We start from the raw sequence: 17,578 nt of genomic DNA on the forward strand, positions 1-17,578 counted from the left end.
GGAGAGCAACGTGAACACTGCCAATACCGCCAAACTGAGCACCGCCACGCAAATCAACGAGACCGTCAAGCTGAGCAACCAGTCCGGTGTCGATGTCGTGGTGCTCGACGCCCATGCCGCCAGCGGCACCAGCGAACAGGGCTACCTGCAGGACCTCAAGTTCCTGTCGATGGCCAGCGGCAACGTGCTGAAAAACGGTGCCAGCACCACGGCCACGCTGCATGACACCTATGTCAACAGCCAGCACCAGACCGCCGTATCGCATCTCTACAACCTGCTGGTGTCCAGGACCGACTCGCTGTTTCCGGTGATGACCGTGGGCGAGCAGCTCGACTTCAATACCGAGACCTACCCCGACATCAATATCACCGCAGCGGCGGCGAAGAACATGCAGACCGCCCTGACGTTCTGCCAGAACATCATGACCTCGCCTTCGTCGCAGATGTCGGCCAACTTCCAGTCGGCCATGAAGGATGCCTTCAGCAGCGGTTCGGTTGCCGATGGCAATGCCAAGATGGCGGCGTTCTTCAACCAGTACCCGACATTCGCCGGCCTGGACTTCCCCAGCTATGTCGCGGTCAGCACCTGGATGCGCGGCTTCGCCTATCTGTGGGGAATGAACGACCAGGGCAAGCCGGGCGCGACCTTCTACGTGTACTCGGCGGCCACCGGGCAGAATGCCAAGGGCGCGACTTCCGAGGGCACCATCACCTTCACCCGCAAGGCCAACGCGCCGTCGCCAGCCGACCCCAGCGACCGCCAGAGTGCCTATACCATCACCCTCACGTCCCAAGGCAGCAGCAAGACGCTGCAGTTCTCCAATGGCCAGCTGATCGACAGCAGCGGTGGCGCCATCACCCTGAACTGCACCTTCGGCTACAAGGGCACTTTCACCGGCAAGGATTCGGACACCACGGCCCTGACCCTGCTGGCCGGCACCATGCTGGGCAAGTCGGTGATCGCCATCCCGCTGGCGCCGGAGTCGGGCTGGGACAAGTTCTGGTCGAGCCTGACCTTCGGCACCGTGTTCAAATACTTCATGGAGGCCATGGGGCTGTGGATGGCCCTGGACTTCCTCAAGCAGAAACTGACCGCCAAGAACGACAAGCTGGCCGAGGACAAGGCCAACGAGAACGACGGCAAGGACCCCACCTCCGAGCAGGTACAGGACGCGCAGAACGACGGGCAGCAGGTCGGCGACCAGGCCCGTGCCGACAACCAGGCGCAGCTCGACAATGCCTCGGGCGACGTGCAGGCCGAGGTACCGAGCGAGGCGGACTTCTCCTCCTCGGTGTCCGAGGTGCGCGCCAGCGGCAGTTCGGCGTACAAGTCGGTGGCCAGCGACAATACTGGCGGGGCGATCGACAGTGCCGCCGAACAGGTGAGCGACCTGGCCCAGATCGAGGTGACTGATCAGCTGGAAGAGGCTAACGACAATCTGCTCGAGGCCAAGGGGCAGCTCGAGGCCGGCGATATCTCGGGGGCCAACACCAACGTCACCACGGTCAACGAGCAGTTGCCGCAGATCGTCGAGGATATGGGCAACGCGGTGAATGAAGAACTCGCGGAGCAGGTCAAGGAGGCTGTGGAGGTACAGGCGGAAGCAACCGAGCTGTCGGAGGAGGTCAACGATACCGCCGAGGAAACCGAGGGCGGCACCGAGGAACCGTTCGAGGACGGTGTGTTCCCGGAAGTCTGAGGTAGCTCCGGGAAGCGCGGCCCACCCTGATGCGAAGTGCCGCATTGACAGGATGGGCCGCGTTTGTTTGTGCTGGCAATTCGGTTACAATCCGTCAATCGTTTCAGCCTTGTCGGTCAATTCGACCAAAGGCTGGCACGTCCAATGTCTCTCTGGCTGCTGAACAATGATCACAACAAGCCTGCGCTGAAGAACATGGAATACCTGGGCCAGCCACAGGCCCACCCTCCGTTCTACTGACTGGAATCGATCAATGTTCAAGAAAGCTGGCAAGACCTTGCTGGGTCTGGCTGTCGCGGCGAGCTTCATGCAAGCGCACGCTGCCGACACCAAGAAAGTCGACGTGCTGCTGGTTGGCGGCGGCATCATGAGCTCCACCCTGGCTGTCTGGCTCAACGAGCTGGAGCCAAGCTGGTCGATGGAGATGGTCGAGCGCCTGGACGGCGTCGCCGAAGAAAGCTCCAACGGCTGGAACAACGCCGGTACCGGCCACTCCGCGCTGGCCGAGCTGAACTACACCCCGGAAGACAAAGACGGCAACGTCAACATCACCAAGGCCATCGAGATCAACGAGTCGTTCCAGATCTCCCGCCAGTTCTGGGCCTGGCAGGTACGCCAGGGCGTGCTGAAGAACCCGCACTCGTTCATCAACACCACCCCGCACATGAGCTTCGTCTGGGGCGATGACAACATCAAGTTCCTGAAGAAGCGCTACGACGCCCTGCAGGCCAGCCCGCTGTTCCGCCCGATGCAGTACTCCGAGGACCACGCGCAGATCGCCAAGTGGGTCCCGCTGATGATGGAAGGCCGTGACCCGAACCAGAAGCTGGCGGTCACCTGGACCCCGATCGGCACCGACGTCAACTTCGGCGAGATCACCCGCCAGTTCGTTGGCAGCCTGCAGACCAAAGAGAACTTCGACCTGAAGCTCTCCACCGAAGTGCAGGACATCACCCGCAACGAAGACGGCTCCTGGCACGTCGAGTACAAGAACCTGAAGGACGGTACCGAATCGGCCACCGACGCCAAGTTCCTGTTCATCGGCGCCGGTGGCGGCGCGCTGAAGCTGCTGCAGAAGTCGGGCATCCCGGAAGCCAAGGAATACGCAGGCTTCCCGGTAGGTGGCTCGTTCCTGGTGACCGAGAACCCGACCGTTGCCATGCAGCACATGGCCAAGGCCTACGGCATCGCCTCGACCGGCGCGCCACCCATGTCGGTACCGCACCTGGACACCCGCGTGCTGGACGGCAAGCGCGTGATCCTGTTCGGGCCATTCGCCACCTTCTCGACCAAGTTCCTGAAGAACGGCTCGTACCTGGACCTGCTGAGCAGCGCCACCACCCACAACGTCTGGCCGATGGCCCGCGTCGGCATCGACCAGTACCCGCTGGTCGAGTACCTCGCCGGCCAGCTGATGCAGTCCGACGACGACCGTTTCGCCGCCCTGCAGACCTACTTCCCGAACGCCAAGAAGGAAGACTGGAAGCTGTGGCAGGCCGGTCAGCGCGTGCAGATCATCAAGCGTGACGAAGAGAAGGGCGGCGTGCTGAAGCTGGGCACCGAGGTCGTGGCTTCCCAGGACCGCACCATCGCCGGCCTGCTGGGCGCCTCGCCAGGTGCCTCGACCGCCGCGCCGATCATGCTCAACGTGCTCGAAACCGTGTTCAAGGAGAAGGTCGCCACCCCTGAGTGGCAGGCCAAGATCAAGGAAATCGTGCCGAGCTACGGTACCAAGCTGAACGCATCGGCTGCCGCCACTCAGAAAGAGTGGGACTACACCGCCGAAGTGCTGCAGCTGGAGAAGCCGCCGGTGCTCGATCAGAGCGTCAAGACCACCGCCGCCCCAGGCGCACCGGTCGAGAGCAAGCCTGCGAACGACATGGCGCTGTAAGGCCCATGCTTGCCGGGCTTGCCCGGCAACACCAACCACGAGGATCGCCCCTGGCGGCCTCGTGGTTTTTTTGTGCCTGGACTATCGATGGAAACGGCTCCCGCCGCTGGCAGGCCGGGGTTCAACGCTGCTCGAGAATGCTGCCCAGCAACCCTGGAAAACGGCTTTCGAGCTCATCGCTGCGCAACGAGTTCATGTGCGTGGTACCGACATTGCGGGTGTACACCAGCCCCGAGTCACGCAGTACACGGAAGTGATGGGACATGCTCGACTTGGGCCGGCCGCCGTCCAGCTCGCCGCAGCTGGCTTCGGCGACGCCCGCCAGGCGGCGCACGATTTCCATGCGCACAGGGTCGCTCAAGGCGTAGAGCAGGCGCTCCAGCGTCAGGTCTTCGGGGTTGGGGTGGGTATAGGCTCGCATGGCCAACATGATAACGGGGGTTTCACAAATTGCCATAGTTCGAATATGATCGAACAATCGTATCCAACCCCGTTCCTGGAGTTAGCTCATGGCCGCATTGTTCGAACCCTATACCCTCAAAGACGTCACCCTGCGCAACCGCATCGCCATTCCGCCGATGTGCCAGTACATGGCCGAGGATGGCCTGATCAACGATTGGCACCACGTCCACCTGGCCGGGCTGGCCCGTGGTGGCGCCGGCCTGGTGGTGGTCGAGGCCACCGCGGTGTCCCCGGAAGGGCGCATCACCCCCGGCTGCGCCGGGATCTGGAACGACACCCAGGCCCAGGCGTTCGTGCCGGTGGTCAAGGCGATCAAGGCCGCCGGTTCCGTGCCGGGCATCCAGATCGCCCACGCCGGGCGCAAGGCCAGCGCCAACCGCCCCTGGGAAGGTGACGACCACATCGCCGCCGACGATGCCCGTGGATGGGACACCATCGCCCCATCCGCCATCGCCTTCGGCGCCCACCTGCCGAAAGTGCCGAAGGCCATGACCCTGGACGATATCGCCCGGGTCAAGCAGGACTTCGTCGATGCCGCACGCCGCGCCCGCGATGCCGGCTTCGAATGGATCGAACTGCACTTTGCCCACGGCTATCTGGGCCAGAGCTTCTTCTCCGAGCATTCCAACCAGCGCACCGATGCCTACGGCGGCAGCTTCGACAACCGCACGCGCTTCCTTTTGGAAACCCTGGCCGCCGTGCGTGAGGTGTGGCCGGAGAACCTGCCGCTGACCGCCCGCTTTGGCGTGCTGGAGTATGACGGCCGTGACGAGCAGACCCTGCAGGAATCCATCGAACTGGCGCGCCGGTTCAAGGCCGGTGGCCTGGACCTGCTGAGCGTCAGCGTTGGCTTCACCATTCCTGAGACCAACATCCCATGGGGGCCGGCGTTCATGGGCCCGATCGCCGAACGTGTGCGTCGCGAGGCCAAGCTGCCGGTGACCTCGGCCTGGGGTTTCGGCACCCCGGAGCTGGCCGAAGGCGCGTTGCAGGCCAACCAGTTGGACCTGGTGTCGGTGGGGCGTGCGCACCTGGCTGACCCGCACTGGCCGTATGCCGCTGCCAAGGCCCTGGGCGTGGAAAAGGCTTCGTGGACCTTGCCAGCGCCTTATGCGCACTGGCTCGAGCGTTATCGCTGAGTGAGGCAGGGGCTGCTTTGCAGCCCTTTCGCCGGCAAGCCGGCTCCCACAGTGATCGGCGCCATCCAGCGAGAACACCGTCTGACTGAGCCCAGCACCCTGTGGGAGCCGGCTTGTCGTGGCGACGAACCGCGGCGAATGGGCCGCGACGCGGCCCCCGTTTCAAAACCGGCTCAATCGGTAGGCCCCGATTTGCGGGCAGTCTTCGCCATTTACCAACCGCCCCATCCATTCCGCCGTCACCGCCGCTTGGGTCAACCCCAGGTGCTGGTGCCCGAACGCCAGCAACACCTTGCCATCGGCCACCCGGTCGATCACCGGCAGCGAATCCGGCAGCGAAGGCCGGAACCCCATCCACGGCGTCGCCCCCTCGGCATCCAGTTCGCGCCGGAACAAACCCTTGCTCAACCTGTGCAGTTGCCACGCCCGCTGCATGCTCGGCGGCGCCTCGAGCCCGGCGAACTCCACCGTGCCGGCCAGGCGCAGGCCGTCGGCCATGGGCGTCATGATGAACTTGCGCTCCAGCGAGGTGACGGCAAACGGCAGGCGCTGGTGCTCCGCCGGCAGCATCAGGTGGTAGCCGCGCTCAGTATCCAGGGGCACCCGCCGACCGGTCAGGGTGGCGGTGAGCTTGGCCGAGTGGGCGCCGGCGCTGATCAACACCTGGCTGGCCTCGAGGGGGCCCTGGTCGCTGGCAAGGCTGACGCCCTGGCCATGCACCCGGCCGCCACTGACCTCGGCGCGCAGAAAGCGTACGCCGCTGGCCCTGGCGGCGCTGAACAGTTCGCAGACCACTTGATAGGGGTCGAGGAAGTGACCGGTACGCGGGAAGAACAGGCCACCCAGGATCGATGGGCTCAACTGCGGCGCCGCCTCGCTCACCGCCTGTGCCGACCACAGGTCCACGGGTACGCCCTGTGCCTGCATGCGGGCGCGCAACGCCGCGAGGGCCTGGCGCGATTCATGGCGTTCGAACACCAGCAGCGACCCGTCTTCCTTGAGCAAGGGGCTGCGGTTGATGGAGGCGAGCAGCCGTTGCCAGGCGCCAAGGCTGTTTTCATTCAGCGCCCGAATGCCCGCCACGCTGCGCTGGAACGGCGCCGGGCGCAGGTTCAGCAGCAGCCGGGTGAACCAGGGCAGGGCGCGGGGCAGATACTTCCAGTCCAGGCGCAGCGGGCCCATCGGGTCCAGCAACATCGCCGGCAGGCGCTTGAGGATCGACAGGTCGGCGATGGGAAACACCTGCTCGGTGGCCAGATGCCCGGCATTGCCATACGAAGCGCCATGGCCCGGAGCCTGGTGATCGATCAGCAGCACCCGGCGGCCCTGGCGTGCCAGCTGCAGGGCGCAGGCGACGCCGACGATGCCGGCGCCGACCACGGCGATGTCCGTGTCAGTGGCGGTCATGGTTCAGGCTTCCCGCTGGCCATCGAGCAGCCGCCGCAGGTGCAGCGGATTGGCCTGCTGCAATGCACCGGGCAGCAGGGCGTCGGGGAAGTCCTGGTAGCACACCGGGCGCAGGAAACGCAGGATCGCCGCAGTGCCCACCGAGGTACTGCGGGCGTCCGAGGTGGCCGGGAACGGGCCGCCATGGACCATGGCGTCGCTGACCTCGACCCCAGTCGGCCAACCATTGACCAGGATCCGCCCGGCCTTGCGTTCGAGGGTCGGCAGCAGGCGGCGGGCGCTGTGCAGATCGGCCTCGTCCAGGTGCAGGGTAGCGGTCAGTTGGCCTTCCAGATGCTCGGCCACCTGGCGGATTTGCTCATCGTTGTCGCATGCCACCACCAGCGAGGCGGCGCCGAACACTTCGGCTTGCAGCGTAGGGTCGGCCAGAAACGCCTGCGCGGTGGTGACGAACAACTGAGCCTGGCACTGGTTCGGCCCCTGCGCCGGCAGGCCGCTTGCCGTGCACCGGGCGTTTTGGTTCTCGCTCAGCGCTGCCACACCGTCAGCATAGGCATTGGCGATACCCGGGGTGAGCATGGTCTGCGCCGCCGCTTGGCCAACATGGGCGCTCGCGGCAACCAGGAAGTGTTCGAGGGCCGGCCCCTGTCGGGCGACCACCAGCCCGGGATTGGTGCAGAACTGGCCGGCGCCTTGGGTCAGCGAAGTGACAAAGCCTTGCGCCAGGGCTTCACTGCGCGAGCGCAAGGCGCCATCGAACAGGAACACCGGGTTGATAGCGCTCATTTCGGCATAGACCGGGATCGGCTCCGGGCGCGCCTGGGCCGCCTGGCAAAGGGCGAGGCCACCGCTGCGTGAACCAGTGAAACCGACCGCCTTGATGCGTGGATCAGTGACCAGGCCGATGCCCACCTCACGGCCCGCGCCGTATAACAGGGAAAACACGCCTTCGGGCAGTTCGCACTGCGCGACCGCCCGGGCCACGGCCTGGCCAACCAGTTCGCTGGTGCCGGGGTGGGCGCCGTGGGCCTTGACCACCACCGGGCAGCCTGCGGCCAGTGCCGAGGCGGTGTCGCCGCCGGCCACCGAGAACGCCAGTGGGAAGTTGCTGGCGCCGAACACCGCCACCGGGCCCAGGGCCACCTGGCGTTGGCGCAGGTCCGGGCGGGCCAGCGGCTGGCGCTCGGGCAGGGCATTGTCCACGCGCACATCCAGCCACTCACCGGCGCGTACCACCCGGGCGAAGGTGCGCAGCTGGGCGCAGGTGCGGCCACGCTCACCCAGCAGGCGGGCCTTGGGCAGGCCGGTCTCGGCGTGGGCGCGGTCGATCAGCGCATCGCCCAGTGCTTCGATCTGTTCGGCGATGATTTCGAGAAAACGGGCGCGTTGTTCGAGGGGCGTTTCGCGGTAGGTATCGAATGCCGCCCAGGCCAGGGCGCAGGCCTGAGCCAGCTGTTCGCCGCTGGCGCCGGCATAAGCGGGTTCCAGGGCCTGGTTGCTGCTCGGGTCGATGGCGCGGATTGCTTCGCGGTTGCCGCGCACGGCACGCTGGCCGATCAGCAGGTTGCCTGTCAGGGTCATGGGGCGTCCTTTGGGATTGAGTTTGGGGAAAACGGGCCGCTGTGCGGCCCATCGCCGGCAAGCCGGCTCCCACAGGTACTGCACAAGGCTTGCAACTTGTGGGCGCTGGTTTGCTGGCGATGGGGTGCGAGGCGGCTCCTGGAATCAGGCCTGGTTCTGCTCGGCCGACCAGTTGGCGTACCAACTGCGGAACAGCGCGTACTGCTGTTCGGCATAGTTGCGCTGGGCGTCGCTGAGGGCATCGGTTTCGTTGAAGTGCAGGCGGTACTCGGTGTCGCCGTTGAGCACCATCAGGTGCTTGTAGTACAGCACCAGGTCGCAGCCTTCATCGAACGACGACAATACCGCCAGCGCCGACTCCAGCTCCCGGGCTTGGCGTCGGGCCTTGGCATCGCCCTTGGCGGCGCGCTTGCTCAGGCTGACCAGTTGCAGCACTTCGCGGGGCAGCGCGTTGCCGATGCCGGTGATGGCGCCGGTGGCGTTGCAGTTGACGAAGCCATGCACCACTTGCGTGTCGACGCCGACCATCAGCGTCACAGCGTCGTCCTGGGCGGTGATGTGCTCGGCGGCGTAGCGCAGGTCGGCGCCACCGCCGAACTCCTTGAAGCCGATCAGGTTCGGGTACTCGCGGCGCAGTTCGAAGAACAGGTCGGCGCGGGTGGCGAAGCCGTAGTAGGGGCTGTTGTAGATCACCGCCGGCAGCTTCGGCGCGGCGGCGAGGATCGCCGAGAAGTGGTGCTTCTGGGCGATCAGCGAGGCGCCGCGGGACAGCACGCGGGGGATGATCATCAGGCCGGCGGCGCCGACCTTGGCGGCGTGGGCGGCATGGGATACGGCTTCGCGGGTGTTCACCGCGCCAGTGCCGACGATGGTCGGGATGCCGGCGGCCACCAGGCGCGCCACGCCTTCCTGGCGCTCGGCCTCGGTCAGCAGCGGCCAGTCGCCCATCGAACCGCAGTACACCACCGCGCTCATGCCGGCGTCGATCAGTTCGCGGCCCTTGCGCACCAGGGCGTCGAAGTCCGGCTTGCGCTCGGTGGTGCACGGGGTCATCAGGGCGGGCATGGTGCCGGTGAAGATGTTGTCGGTCATTGTTGTCACTCCTGGCGGTATTCAGTGGGAAATGAATGGGGTCAGATGCCCCAGGCGAACGGATCCTGTTCGTCGATCAGCACAGTGCTGTCGGCGGTCATGTAGGCGCGGCCGGTGATGAACGGGCGAATGCGTTCGCCGTCGCGTTCGTAGCGGCCCTGGAACTGGCTGCCGGTGATGCTGGCCTGGACCCAGGTCTGGCCTTCGGCGAGCTTGCCGTCAGCGGCCAGGCACGCCAGCTTGGCGCTGGTGCCGGTGCCGCAGGGCGAGCGGTCGTAGGCCTTGCCGGGGCACATGACGAAGTTGCGGCTGTCGGCGTTGGTGTCGTCGGCGAACAGCTCGACATGGTCGATCTGGGCGCCGTCCTCGCCGGTGATGCCTTGGGCTTCGAGTGCCTTGAGCAGGGCCCAGGTGTAGTCGGTGAGGGCTTCGCGGTTGTCCAGCTCGATACGCTGGCCGTGGTCGCAGACCAGGAAGAACCAGTTGCCGCCCCAGGCGATGTCGCCGCACACCTGGCCATGCCCTGGCACTTGCACCGCCACCTGACGGCGGTAGCGGTAGGACGGCACGTTGCCGACGGTGACGGCGCCATCGTCATGCAGGGTGGCGCTGACCTGGCCGACCGGCGTGTCGATCTTGTGCTCGCCCGGTTCGATCAGGCCGAGGTGATGCAACGAGGCAACAAGGCCGATGGTGCCGTGGCCGCACATGTTCAGGTAGCCGGCGTTGTTGAAGAAGATCACCCCGCAGGTGGCATCCGCAGAGACCGGCGGGCAGTACAGCGCGCCCACCAGCACATCGTTGCCACGTGGCTCCAGCAGGCAGGCGCGGCGCCAGTGGTCGTGCAGCTCGCGCAGCTCGTCGCGCTGCTCGGCCATGCTATGGCCGTGCAATGGGGGGAAGCCCTTCATCACCAGGCGGGTCGGTTCGCCGCCGGTATGGGAGTCGATGACATGAACCTGTTTCATCAGCGTGTCCAATCTGTAGTGGGTCAGGAGGCGACAGCGGCGGGCTGCTGGCCGGCATGGGGTTCGCTGCTGGCTTCGCTTTCGTCGTCGCCATCGAGGCGCACCAGCCGCGCCGGCACGCCGGTGGCGGCGCCCCAGTAGTAGATGCCCAGGGCACTGGCAGCCACGACCACGGTATCCAGCGGGTGGCCGATCACGCCCAGGCCACCGAAGCTGCCCAGCCAGGAGAGGAAAATGGTCACGGCGTAGAAGCCGATCAGCCAGGCCGACGAGCGCACCTGCTGGCCCAGCGACAGGTGTTCGGTAGGCACGAAGCGGCGGCACAGCAGGTACAGCACGAACATCACGATCTGCAGCGCCAGCAGCCAGGACACGGTGTTCCACCCCGACCAGTAGACGATCAGCGCAGCGATGATGAACGACAGCGGGCCGAGCACGCCCATGCCCTTGACCCGGAACGGCCGGGCCATGTCCGGGGCGCTGCGGCGCAGGGCGGCCACGGACACCGGGGCTACGGCATAGCTCAGCACCAGCGCGGCGGAGACCACGTTGATCAGCGCTTCCCACGACGGGAAAGGCAGGGTCCAGAACACTGCCAGGGCGAAGGTCAGCCACAGCGCCGGGCGCGGGATGCCGGACTGCTCGTCGATGCGGGTGAAGTACTTGAAGAAGGTGCCGGTCTGGGCCCAGCCGTAGATCACTCGCGGGGTGGCGTTCATGTAGATGTTGCCGCAGCCGCTGGGCGAGATCACCGCGTCGGCCACCACCAGGTAGGCCAGCCAGCCGACGCCCAGGGCCAGGGCGATGTCACGGTAGGGCAGGGCCAGTTCCTTGGTCACCCCGGCCCAGCCGTTGGCAATCATCTCGGTCGGCACGCTGCCGAGGAACGCCAGTTGCAGCAGGGCGTAGATCGCGGTGGACAGCAGCACCGAGAGAATCAGCGCGATAGGGATGGTGCGCTGCGGGTTCTTTACCTCGCTGGCCACCGAGATGATCGGGGTCAGGCCCAGGTAGGCGAAGATGATGCCGCCGGCCGACACCGCCATCTCCACCCCGGACAGGCCGAACGGGGCGAAGCCCTGGACCTCGAAGTTTTCCGGTTTGAAGAAGGTGAACAGCACGCCGATCACCAGCAGCGGCACGATGAACTTGAACACACTGACCAGGTTGTTGGCCTTGGCGAAGGTCTTCACGCTGCGGTAGTTGAGCACGAAGAACAGCCCCAGCAGGGCGAACTGCACCAGCCAGCCGAGCACCGTCGGGTCGCTGGAGCCGCTCTTGGTCAGCGCCGGGAACCAGGCCGCGGCGTACTGGCGCGAGGCGACCACCTCGATGGCGATCAGGCTGGAGAAGGCGATCAGGGTGATGAAACCCATCAGGTAGCCGAGCAGCGGGCCGTGGGAGTACACCGGGTAGCGCACCACGCCGCCGGCCCGTGGCAGGGCGGCGCCGAGCTCGCAGTAGACGATGCCCAGCAGCAGCACGGCGAAACCGCCGAGGAACCAGGAGAGGATGCCGGCCGGCCCGGCGATGGCCGAGACGTGGCTGGCGGCGAACAGCCAGCCCGAGCCGAAGATGGCACCGAGGCCGATGAAGGTGAGGTCCAGCAGTGACAGCTGTTTCTTGAATTTGCCTGACATGGGTGCGCCTTCTTGTAGGTTTTGGATAGGCAGGTCTGATGTCACGATGCGGCGGCATGCGCCGCGTTCTTGTAGGTCATGGGGCGGCTTGCGTGGGGCATAGAGTGGACCGATCGGGGGCTCGGTTCTTGATGGTTTTCTGCAAGGTGGGTGACGAAATCGGCATAGTCGAGAGCAAGTGCTGGCGCCCGGTGGGGGCTGCTGACTAGGCTTGCAGGGCCGCGAGAATCACTAGAGATAACCGCATGCCCGAGCAACCGTTGACTGCGCTGTACCAGCACCTCGACCAGCACCGCCCCGAATCCCTCGAAGCCTTGCTCACCGGTGTGGTCTGGCTGCTGCCGATGCTCGATGTCATCGCCAATGCGGCGATCTTCATCAAGGACGACCAGGCCCGCTATGTGCTGGCCAACCGCACGCTGGTCCAGCGCTGCGGTTTGAAGCACCTGCAACCGCTGCTGGGCAAGACCAGTGCCGAGGTGTTCCCGGCGCGCCTGGGCCCCGGCTACACCGAGCAGGATCGCCGGGTGCTGGAGCAGGGCCAGGTGCTGGAGGACCAGCTGGAGCTGCACCTGTACGGCAGCCGCGAACCGGGCTGGTGCCTGACCCACAAGCGCCCGCTGTACGACGCGACGGGGGCGATCATCGGCCTGGTGGGCATTTCGGTCGACCTGCAGTCAGCCGCCGACACCCACCCGGCCTACCAGCGCCTGGCGGCGGTGGATGCGCATATCCGCGCGCATTTCCACCAGCCGATCAGCATGGGCGAGCTGACGCGCATCGCCGGCATCTCGGTGGCGCAGTTGGAGCGCTACTGCAAGCGGGTGTTCCACCTCACCCCCCGGCAGATGATCCACAAGGCCCGCCTGGAACATGCGCACCAGTTGCTGCACAGCGATTTGCCGATCATCGAGGTGGCGCTGCGCTGTGGCTACACCGACCACAGCGCGTTCAGCCGGCAGTTCAGGCAACTGACCGGGTTTACCCCGCGCCAGTATCGGATGGCAACGAATTGAAGGATAAATGCATTGATGCATTGATTTTCTATGCCTTTATGCATATAGTGGGTTTCCGCGCTCAGTAGCGTGCATAAACTCAATCGATACAGGATGTTCACGATGACAACCGCTTATACCGCCAAGAATTCCCTGCCTTTTGCGGCGCTACCCACTACCGATGGTGTCATTCAATATTTTCGTGCGGCCAGCACCAACGTAGCGGATGCGTCCTATGCTCCCGATGGTCTGGCAGCTGCGCCGATCTACGGCCTCGGTGGCCAGCTGTTGCAAGGTAACGAGATTGTCGCTGGCGGCAACGTGACGCTGGTTTCCTACCTCGGTCCACTGCTTAATCAGGGGGCGCTGTGCTGGATCCTGCTGAACTGCGAGGGTGGTGCCCAGCAGGTGGCCAATGCCACGCATAGCCAGCATGCCGTGACGCTTGGCCAGATCATCGGTTTCTCTGGAGCTGCACCTGGTGACATCAAGTTCTCCGCAGCCAACGAGGCTCCGGTGGGCTGGCTGAAGGCCGATGGGGCATTGGTGTCTCGCGCCGAGTATGGTGCTCTGTTCGCGGCAATCGGCATCACCTATGGCGCTGGCGATGGTGCCACGACCTTCGGCCTGCCTGACCTGCGCGGTGAGTTCATCCGTGGCTTCGATGACGGCCGTGGGGTAGACCAAGGCCGGGCATTCGGTTCCTGGCAGAAGGGCAGCCTCTACCCTTACGACACCACCCAGAACAATGCCAACGGTGTCTGGAGTGCATCTACCACACAGAACGACGGTCCGGCTTCGCAAGTCGCGATGGGCGTGGATGCCTACTCCACCGCCGAGTATTCGACCATTTCGCTGGGTGGGGTCGATGCGAAGGTCAACTATGCATTGCCAGGTCTGTTCGGTGACCGTGGTTACTCCGGGATCACCCGCCCACGCAACATGGCCATGCTCGCATTGATCAAGTGCTGATCACTCGCTGCTGAACAGAGCGCGGGCCTCGTCGAAGCACTGCTCGGCGATGGCCGAGCGTGGCTCGCTACGGCGCAGCAATAGCCCGACCGGGCTGTGGATGCTGGCCTCCTGCACCGGGATGATGCGCATGTGCTGGCTGAGGTCTTCCAGGCCGCAGTCCAGCGGCATGATCGCGCAGCACACGCCGGTATTGATCGCCTGGATCAGCTGGAAGGTCGAGTCGCTCTCGAGCACGGCATTGGGCGTGAGACCGCGGCTGCGGAAGCTCAGGTCGAGGGACTGGCGGTAGTGCATGCCTTTGCTCAGCAGTCCCAACGGCAGGTCGCCCAGGTCTTCCCAGTGCAGGCTGTCGGCCTCGAACTGGAAGTGCCGGGTGTCGTGCAGCAGGCCCATGGTGGTGGTGCTCAGCTCGATCACATCGAAGAAGCTGGTGTTGACCTGGTCGAGGTAGCAGATGCCCAGGTCGAGCTGGTTGCGGCTCAGGCCATCGATCACCTGCTCGGAGCTCAGCGACGACAGCTGGAAGTGCAGCTCGGGGTACTTCGCGCGCAGCGGCATCAGCAGTTGCATGGGGTTGAAGCTGGCCAGCGGCACGGTACCCAGGCGCAGGCTGCCGACCACCTGGCCCCGGCAACTGGCGGCCTCGGCCTGCAAGCCATCATGGGCGGCGAGCAGGGTACGGGCCCAGGCCAGGATGCGTTCACCGGCTTCGGTGAAGCCTTCGAAACGCTGGCCGCGCTTGACCAGCACCAGGTCGAGTTCGTCTTCGAGGTTGCGCAGGCGCATGGACAGGGTCGGCTGGGTGATATGGCACAGCGCCGCGGCCTGGCCGAAGTGGCGGGTCTGGTCGAGGGCGATGAGGAACTTGAGCTGTTTGATGTCCATGGTGCGGCCTGGGTTGCGGGGTGGGTAGACCTTAACCAAGAGTGAAGCACCTGGCTAATCATTGCTGACAAATTCACCGACGCCACGATAGAAACCGTCGATCACCCGGTACGCGCTATCGATTGGACGCTGCCAGGGCTTCTCTCTAACGTGGCCGCCAAGCCAATCCTGGAGCAAAGGCCATGAGCGTGAAACCGGACGCGGTGTTCGTACCGCTGAACATCGCGGTGCTAACCGTCAGCGACACCCGTACCTTCGAGACCGACACGTCTGGCGAGCTGCTGGCCAGCCGTGCCGTCGGCGTGGGCCACCGCCTGGTGGCGCGCGAGCTGCTCAAGGACGACCTGTACAAGATCCGCGCCCAGGTCGCCACCTGGATCGCCGATGAACAGGTGCAGGTGGTGCTGATCACCGGCGGCACCGGTTTCACTGGCCGTGACAGCACGCCGGAGGCGGTGGACTGCCTGCTGGACAAGCGCATCGACGGATTCGGCGAATTGTTCCGCGCATTGTCGATCCTCGATATCGGTACCTCGACTGTACAGAGCCGGGCCTTGGCCGGCATGGCCAACGGCACCCTGGTGTGCTGCCTGCCGGGCTCGACCGGCGCCTGCCGCACGGCATGGGAGGGGATCCTGGCCGAGCAGCTGGATGCGCGGCACCGGCCGTGCAATTTCGTCGCGCACCTGAAGCCGATCGGGGCCTGCGAAAGCCGCGGTTGACCTCAGGGCTCCATCGCGGGGCAAGCCCGCTCCCACGCCGATCTCATATCAGCACACACAGGCTGGCGTGGGAGCGGGCTTGCCCCGCGATGAGACTTCAACTCAATACATGATCCACCGGCACCAACGTCGGTGGCAGTGGCTCATGCCCCAGCGCCGACAGCACATCGCGCTCCAGGGTGCGCACCAGGGCATCGGTCGGCAGGTCGTTCTCGTCGCGCCCGAACGGGTCTTCCAGCTCGTTGCCGATCGCATCCAGCCCGAAGAAGGTGTAGCTGACGATGGTGGTGAACAGCGGCGCCAGCCAGCCCAGCGGTTCGGCCAGGGCGAACGGCAACAGCAGGCAGAAGATGTAGATGGTGCGGTGCAGCAGCAGGGTGTACGGGAACGGCAGTGGCGTGCCCTTGATCCGTTCGCAGGTGGCCTGCACGTCCGACAGGCCGGCCAGGCGCTGCGCCAGGAGGGTGTAGCGAAACTCGCTGATCTCCCCGCGCTCCGCCAGCCGCGAACAGTGTCCGCCCACCTCGCGCAGGATGCCGTCGCAGACATTGTGCGGCACGATCTGCGCCTGCTCGCCCAGCCAGGGGCGGGCGGCGCCCAGCTCGTCCTCGTTGCGCAGCCGGGCATTGAGGGCATGGGCGAAAGCACAGAGGCTGCGCAGCAGGTCCTCGCGCAGCGCCGCGTCCTTGATCAGCACACTTTCGCGCACGAATGAACGTACCTCGATAATCATCCGCCCCCAGGCCTTGCGGCCTTCCCACCAGCGGTCGTAGCAGGCGTTGTTGCGAAAGCTCATGAAGATCGACAGCGACAGCCCCAACAGGGTGAAGGGCGTGGCGCTGACCGGGTAGAACAGCGCCGGGTAGTGTCGCTCGACCAGCACGATCAGCGCCGCGAGCAAGGTCACCGCCAGGCAGCGCAGGGCGATGCGCTGGACGATCGAGCCTTTGAGGGTGAACAGCACGCGCAGCATGTCGGGGCGTGAGTGGACGATCAAGGCGGTTCCAGAGGCGGCCGATCAGCCGCCGGTCATGTTCATGAAGCGCAGGATCTGCACCTCGCCGCCCACTTCGAAGTGGTGACGGTAGGGCTTGAGCTGCATGGCGTCGCGGATGGCTTTTTCCAGGCGTGCAGTGTCGCCGGGGTGCTGGCGCATGACCTGCTTGAGGTCCACCGAATGTTCGTTGCCCAGGCACAGCAACAGGCGGCCTTCGACGGTCAGGCGCACGCGGTTGCAAGTGGCGCAGAAGTTGTGGCTGTGGGGCGAGATGAAGCCAACCCGGGTGTTGGGCGCCTCGGCCAGGCGCCAGTAGCGCGCCGGCCCCTGGGACGACTCGGCCGACTCGACCAGGGTGAAATGTTCGGCCAGGCGCGCGCGCACGTCGTCGCTGGAACAGAATGACTCGCCGCGCTCGTGCTCGCTGATCACGCCCAGGGGCATCTCTTCGATGAACGAGATATCCAGTTCACGGTCGATGGCGAAACGTACCAGGTCGACGATCTCGTGGTCGTTGCGGCCCTTGAGCACCACCGCATTGAGCTTGGTGCGGCGAAAGCCCGCGGCGCGCGCGGCGTCGATGCCGGCGATTACCTGCTGGAGGTCGCCGGTGCGGGTGAGGGCGCGGAAGCGCTCGGGGTCGAGGCTGTCGAGGCTGATGTTCAGGCGCGACACGCCGGCGTCGAACAGCGGCTGGGCCAGGCGGCCGAGCTGCGAGCCATTGCTGGTCAGGCACAGTTCGCGCAGGCCGGACAGGGCGGCGATGCGTCCGCAGAGCTCGACGATGCCCTGGCGTACCAGCGGCTCGCCGCCGGTCAGGCGGATCTTGCGGGTGCCAAGGGCGACGAAGCGCTCGGCGACCTGGTACAGCTCTTCGAGGCTGAGAATCTGCTGGCGCGGCAGGAACTGCATGTCTTCGGCCATGCAATAGACGCAGCGAAAGTCGCAGCGGTCGGTGACCGACATCCGCAGGTAATCGACTTTGCGGTTGAAACCGTCGATCAGGGCCTGGGGGTTCTTTTCCACGTTCGCGCTCGACATTGAAGTGGCAGGGGGCGGCGAAAGGCCGCAGATAAGGTTCAAGCTATAACCTGCGCCCATTGGCGTCAAATTGCTTTCCCCGAC

The 17,578-nt window shown here is 65.4% G+C and carries 15 protein-coding genes; 6 read left to right on the plus strand and 9 right to left on the minus strand.

Annotated elements, in window-relative coordinates; translation table 11 throughout:
- Window positions 1–10: 10 nt before the first annotated feature.
- Both ACZ9C1_RS25250 and mqo read left to right on the plus strand, forming a co-directional pair.
- The gene (locus tag ACZ9C1_RS25250; protein WP_102681698.1) at window positions 11–1,699 is read left to right on the plus strand and encodes a hypothetical protein; all 1,689 of its coding nucleotides are present in this window, start codon (window positions 11–13) and stop codon (window positions 1,697–1,699) included.
- A 253-nt stretch (window positions 1,700–1,952) separates the two neighbouring features.
- Window positions 1,953–3,590, plus strand: coding sequence for a malate dehydrogenase (quinone) (gene mqo, locus ACZ9C1_RS25255; RefSeq protein ID WP_046856710.1), 1,638 nt, complete (start codon window positions 1,953–1,955; stop codon window positions 3,588–3,590).
- A gap of 121 nt (window positions 3,591–3,711) precedes the next feature.
- Here the strand turns inward: mqo and ACZ9C1_RS25260 are convergent, their stop codons facing one another.
- Window positions 3,712–4,047, minus strand: a complete 336-nt coding sequence (locus ACZ9C1_RS25260; RefSeq protein WP_102681700.1) for an ArsR/SmtB family transcription factor — start codon at window positions 4,045–4,047, stop codon at window positions 3,712–3,714.
- Between the two features lie 52 nt (window positions 4,048–4,099).
- Between ACZ9C1_RS25260 and xenA the strand changes: the two genes are divergently transcribed.
- Complete coding sequence (gene xenA / locus ACZ9C1_RS25265; RefSeq protein WP_102681701.1) at window positions 4,100–5,191, plus strand: xenobiotic reductase XenA; 1,092 nt, start codon at window positions 4,100–4,102, stop codon at window positions 5,189–5,191.
- A gap of 162 nt (window positions 5,192–5,353) precedes the next feature.
- On the opposite strand, the gene ACZ9C1_RS25270 is transcribed toward xenA, so the two are convergent.
- The 5 genes from ACZ9C1_RS25270 to ACZ9C1_RS25290 form a co-directional block, all read right to left on the minus strand.
- Entirely contained in the window at window positions 5,354–6,598 is a 1,245-nt protein-coding gene (locus ACZ9C1_RS25270) for an NAD(P)/FAD-dependent oxidoreductase (RefSeq protein ID WP_476254503.1), read from the minus strand.
- Between the two features lie 3 nt (window positions 6,599–6,601).
- Entirely contained in the window at window positions 6,602–8,179 is a 1,578-nt protein-coding gene (locus tag ACZ9C1_RS25275) for an aldehyde dehydrogenase (NADP(+)) (RefSeq protein WP_457378792.1), read from the minus strand.
- Window positions 8,180–8,323: 144 nt separating this feature from the next.
- Entirely contained in the window at window positions 8,324–9,271 is a 948-nt protein-coding gene (locus ACZ9C1_RS25280; RefSeq protein WP_476254504.1) for a dihydrodipicolinate synthase family protein, read from the minus strand.
- 41 nt (window positions 9,272–9,312) lie between these two features.
- A complete protein-coding gene (locus ACZ9C1_RS25285) occupies window positions 9,313–10,239 on the minus strand; it encodes a 4-hydroxyproline epimerase (protein ID WP_457378793.1) in 927 nt (308 codons plus the stop codon).
- Between the two features lie 23 nt (window positions 10,240–10,262).
- Window positions 10,263–11,879, minus strand: a complete 1,617-nt coding sequence (locus ACZ9C1_RS25290) for an APC family permease (RefSeq protein ID WP_111531782.1) — start codon at window positions 11,877–11,879, stop codon at window positions 10,263–10,265.
- A gap of 245 nt (window positions 11,880–12,124) precedes the next feature.
- On the opposite strand from ACZ9C1_RS25290, the gene ACZ9C1_RS25295 reads away from it, so the two are divergent.
- Together ACZ9C1_RS25295 and ACZ9C1_RS25300 are read left to right on the plus strand one after the other, a co-directional pair.
- Window positions 12,125–12,895 carry an AraC family transcriptional regulator gene (locus ACZ9C1_RS25295; RefSeq protein WP_110697919.1) on the plus strand — a complete coding sequence of 257 codons (771 nt, stop codon included), beginning with the start codon at window positions 12,125–12,127 and terminating at the stop codon, window positions 12,893–12,895.
- 102 nt (window positions 12,896–12,997) lie between these two features.
- Entirely contained in the window at window positions 12,998–13,846 is an 849-nt protein-coding gene (locus ACZ9C1_RS25300; protein ID WP_457378794.1) for a phage tail protein, read from the plus strand.
- Here the strand turns inward: ACZ9C1_RS25300 and ACZ9C1_RS25305 are convergent, their stop codons facing one another.
- Window positions 13,847–14,734: a LysR family transcriptional regulator gene (locus ACZ9C1_RS25305; protein ID WP_476254505.1), complete on the minus strand. Its 888-nt coding sequence runs from the start codon at window positions 14,732–14,734 to the stop codon at window positions 13,847–13,849.
- Between the two features lie 182 nt (window positions 14,735–14,916).
- Between ACZ9C1_RS25305 and moaB the strand changes: the two genes are divergently transcribed.
- On the plus strand, window positions 14,917–15,456 hold the full coding sequence (moaB, locus tag ACZ9C1_RS25310) for a molybdenum cofactor biosynthesis protein B (RefSeq protein WP_110697923.1): 540 nt from the start codon (window positions 14,917–14,919) through the stop codon (window positions 15,454–15,456).
- A 97-nt stretch (window positions 15,457–15,553) separates the two neighbouring features.
- Here the strand turns inward: moaB and ACZ9C1_RS25315 are convergent, their stop codons facing one another.
- Together ACZ9C1_RS25315 and moaA are read right to left on the minus strand one after the other, a co-directional pair.
- Complete coding sequence (locus ACZ9C1_RS25315; protein WP_277503135.1) at window positions 15,554–16,453, minus strand: bestrophin family protein; 900 nt, start codon at window positions 16,451–16,453, stop codon at window positions 15,554–15,556.
- A 21-nt stretch (window positions 16,454–16,474) separates the two neighbouring features.
- Window positions 16,475–17,479 carry a GTP 3',8-cyclase MoaA gene (gene moaA, locus ACZ9C1_RS25320; RefSeq protein WP_277503136.1) on the minus strand — a complete coding sequence of 335 codons (1,005 nt, stop codon included), beginning with the start codon at window positions 17,477–17,479 and terminating at the stop codon, window positions 16,475–16,477.
- Between the last annotated feature and the right edge of the window lie 99 nt (window positions 17,480–17,578).

This window comes from Pseudomonas sp. TE21435, assembly GCF_056279265.1.